The sequence below is a fragment of the Marinospirillum sp. genome (assembly GCF_014859565.1).
In genome coordinates this window covers 1-3,317 of the sequence record NZ_JACUUA010000307.1, presented here as the reverse complement: position 1 = coordinate 3,317, position 3,317 = coordinate 1, and the positions used below count along the sequence as shown (strand labels likewise).

Here is a 3,317-nt window from a genome sequence, read left to right as displayed (position 1 = left end):
GGAATACCCGGAAAATGGAATGAAAGAAAAGGCGCGAGAGTAGCATAAATTGCCACTATTCTATAAGGATTTGCAGTGATCTAACGAGCCAGCTCCAATAGCCTGCTCTGCAAACTAGGATCCAGCTGTGTCATTTCGCGGGCAATATTCAACTGCATAGTTGCTTGGGCTATATCCTGAACTGACTGCTCGACCATTTTGTTCTGTTTTTCCTGAAACCACTGTAAAACGCTGGACAGGTGCCAAATGGATGTTGATCCAGAATGGATCGGTGCTGGAAAAGACTGGCTGTGTGCCAGCATGAGTTTGCGCACGTTCTGGCGTGAAACGCCTATAACTATAGCAATATCTGACAAACCGACCAGATCCGGGGTGGCTTCAGTTAGCTTAACACCGGGAATGACCTGCTTTACATCTTCCAGTGCTGAAAACACAGCATTAAAAGCTGTGTCAGCCTCTCGGGAGAATTGCAGAGCAATCCGGCCTTTTATTCCCACACCAATCATTGCATCATCACAACCCGCAGCACCAAGCTGTTCAATATACTCAGCAGCATCCTGTTCCAGTTCAGGCAGTGCAAACTTCAGCGTAAAATCAAACACGGTCATGGTGTTAACCTTTCTTTTTGCCGGTTGAAAAGTAAATGCAGTGATCCACGATGCGCTGTATCTGGCGGGCATGGTTCTGCGGATTACGCGGAGTACTCCATATTGATGCAATGCAGAATTCGCCACAACGACAATCACTGGCATTGTATGGGCAGTAAATTTTGCCCCAAGCATGACTGCCACCCGTTATGACATGCCATCCATGCGCCTCAGCGTAACGTAATGCAGCTTGTATCTCTTTATTGGGGTGAGACTTCCGTGTCATGGCATCATGTCTCCTTTAGACTAGAAAGCCAACACAAAGTTGTCAAGTGACAACTTTGTGTTGGCGTGATGCTTTTAATTACGCTTCGTCTCTAGTTTCAGCAGACGATATTGATTCTGAATGCTCATCATCAGACTCCTGCTCTGCTGGATCACGTCGCTGCAGCTTGGGCGGCGGCGCTACCCAAGCTCTTAATTTCTGACCAACTTGCTGGTAAAAGTGCGGCACCGCTTTTTCAAGCTCCTCAATAAACACCTTGTTACCAGCAAATCGCGCCCCAAGATCAGCCATATAAAACACTTCAAACGCACTGGGCACTACACTGCTGGTAGCTGACTCAAGTACTGCCGGGTTAGCCATGACTTGAGCAAGTGGAGCTTGCGACTCTTCTGCACGGCCAGGCCGAATTGCCTTTACAAACATGCTTTCAGTTTCGGCCTTGGCGAGTTGACGGATTAGCCAGTTTACTCTGGCCGAACAGCTTTTTTTGTCTAGCGGCGCACCAACACGCATGGAGCAAACAATAGTACGCTTGGTAATATCTGCAGTAACATCCATGTCTGCCGCTGCATCCGGCACGTCAAGACAACAATATAGGTTTTTGTCTTTCACCAGAGTTTCACAATCATCTTTCAGTCGCTGGATAGGATCAGCACGGTGGCTTTTCTGTATTTTCTGTTTAACACTACGGCCAAGCTTACGGCTCATCACCAGACACAGATCCCTTTGTTCTTGATGCCAACTGGATACAGTGTTCTCAACCTCACTAGTATTTTTGCTCAGTGGAGCACCACTTTTTACCTTGCCAACAACCTCTTTCCATTCCCGATTCATACTGTCGAACCGGCTGACCCCACTTGAATCATGACTCAGATAGCGCAACACTTCTTCCAGTATGAATTTCTGATCCGGTGAAGTGACTTCGCCGGACTCCAGCAGTAAAGTGGCTTGAGTGACGGCATACATCCATGACCAGTGATAAAGCTCCACTCCCTTGAGTAAACTTTTGGCGACTTTAACCGGATGATGAGAGGGCATAGCCACAAATTGATTGGTGATCGTGATTACTGCATCAATCTTGTTTTTTTTGGCCTGCTGGAGATAGTGCTTCAGCTGCTCTTCTCCGATATCTACATTCCCGATTTTGGCCTCAATCAATGCTGACCATTGTTTACGACCTGTACCAAGAACGATCAAGCCATCTGGCCGATCACTTTTGGTTGTTGCATCATCGGTCTCAAGAACAACCTCTGTCCAAGTATCCATACTGGCTCTGTTGCCAACCCTTTGCCCAACAGAAGACAGCATTGCTTGCCGGAACTCATACACGCCTCGCAAAGCAGCCAATAAAATTGAAGCAGCACGCTGCTCACGATTAGTATCAGCCACCACCGGAATCAGTCGTGCAACTTCTGCTCTGGTAACATAACTGGGTAGATCCATTTTTTTATCCTTCGGTTTTGGATTGTCCTTGAAAAGCAGCACTGAAAGCTGCCGCGAGTATGCCAGTTGGCATGGCAATAATGCCTATCCCTGCAACAGCCGTAATACCGGCAAAGAATTTACCCAGTGCAGTTACAGGTGTCACATCGCCGTAGCCCACGGTAGTTAGTGTAGCAATGCTCCACCACAAGGCTCGGAGAACACTACCAAAAGTTTCCGGTTGATGTTCAGCCTCTACTGCATACAGGCACGCAGCAGAAAACAATAACAACATCCCAGCAAATACACCGCTTAATATCAATTCATACATTCGGTTTGAAAGTGCTTCGGCCAATGCAGACCAAGCCTGACTAAAGCGCCCAAGTCGAGATAATCGCAATAAGCGGGCGATTTTGATCAAGCGCAGAAGAAACGCATTGTTGTATACAATCAAACCGATAAAAAACGGCAAGATTGCCAAAAGATCTATCAAGGCCCAGAAGCTGAAAATATAACGAACTCGGCCTGTAAAACCAGCGTAGAGCGGGTTTTCACCTGCAGCATAAAGTCTTGCAAGATACTCAACCGAAAAGACCAGTACAAAAGCTGCTTCAAGCCAGACAAAGATTGATGGGTTAGCTTCCCGGATGGTTATCTCTGTTTCAAGGATTGCTGTCAGAGAAGCAAGCAGTATCAGGAAAAAAATCACTTTATTGGCTGGCGATAACCCTTTTTCCATCCATGCCGCAGGTTCCAGTTGTCTGTAGAGATAACGTTTCAATACAACCCCTCCTTGTCTGATACTTATCTTTTTAAAGAAGATGCTTTCATTTTGCAATAAAAAAAGACCAGCACATTGGCTGGTCTTTTGGGTTACCGTTGGGCTGGTTTCAGCTTAGAGCTGCTGTTCCAGTGCCGGTACGGCTTCAAACAGGTCTGCTACCAGGCCGTAGTCTGCCACCTGAAAGATGGGAGCTTCTTCGTCCTTGTTGATGGCAACAATCACCTTGGAGTCTTTCATA

4 protein-coding genes and 1 pseudogene are annotated in these 3,317 nt (G+C 46.8%); all 5 read right to left on the bottom strand.

Features of this window, described 5'->3' with window-relative positions; all coding sequences use genetic code 11:
* Positions 1 to 80: 80 nt before the first annotated feature.
* Entirely contained in the window at positions 81 to 608 is a 528-nt protein-coding gene (locus tag IBX50_RS18810; protein ID WP_292257936.1) for a DNA-binding protein, read from the bottom strand.
* Positions 609 to 612: 4 nt separating this feature from the next.
* Positions 613 to 873 carry a hypothetical protein gene (locus IBX50_RS18805; protein ID WP_292257935.1) on the bottom strand — a complete coding sequence of 87 codons (261 nt, stop codon included), beginning with the start codon at positions 871 to 873 and terminating at the stop codon, positions 613 to 615.
* 78 nt (positions 874 to 951) lie between these two features.
* On the bottom strand, positions 952 to 2,316 hold the full coding sequence (locus tag IBX50_RS18800; protein ID WP_292257934.1) for a hypothetical protein: 1,365 nt from the start codon (positions 2,314 to 2,316) through the stop codon (positions 952 to 954).
* A gap of 4 nt (positions 2,317 to 2,320) precedes the next feature.
* Entirely contained in the window at positions 2,321 to 3,076 is a 756-nt protein-coding gene (locus tag IBX50_RS18795) for an ion transporter (RefSeq protein ID WP_292257933.1), read from the bottom strand.
* Positions 3,077 to 3,190: 114 nt separating this feature from the next.
* Positions 3,191 to 3,317, bottom strand: a pseudogene (locus IBX50_RS18790) (electron transfer flavoprotein subunit alpha/FixB family protein); the annotation flags it as partial.